This is a genomic window from Bacillus cereus group sp. N14, assembly GCF_016483555.1.
GTDB lineage: Bacteria > Bacillota > Bacilli > Bacillales > Bacillaceae_G > Bacillus_A > Bacillus_A wiedmannii.
Genome location: NZ_JAEHBQ010000106.1, coordinates 1 through 248, shown reverse-complemented (window position 1 = coordinate 248; position 248 = coordinate 1). Strand labels below are relative to the sequence as shown.

Here is a 248-nt window from a genome sequence, read left to right as displayed (position 1 = left end):
GGTGAGCCATGAAGGATTCGAACCTTCGACCCTCTGATTAAAAGTCAGATGCTCTACCAACTGAGCTAATGGCTCATTTTGAAAGTGGTGCCGACTAGAGGACTTGAACCCCCAACCTACTGATTACAAGTCAGTTGCTCTACCAGTTGAGCTAAGTCGGCTTGCTACTTCAAAATGGTGGCTCGGGACGGAATCGAACCGCCGACACGAGGATTTTCAGTCCTCTGCTCTACCGACTGAGCTACCGA

Annotated in this window: 2 tRNA genes; both read right to left on the bottom strand. The window is 50.0% G+C overall.

What is annotated here, in order from left to right:
• Positions 1 to 2: 2 nt before the first annotated feature.
• Positions 3 to 75, bottom strand: a tRNA-Lys gene (locus JDS82_RS29295).
• 10 nt (positions 76 to 85) lie between these two features.
• Positions 86 to 161: transfer RNA gene (locus tag JDS82_RS29290), tRNA-Thr, on the bottom strand.
• Positions 162 to 248 lie beyond the last annotated feature (87 nt).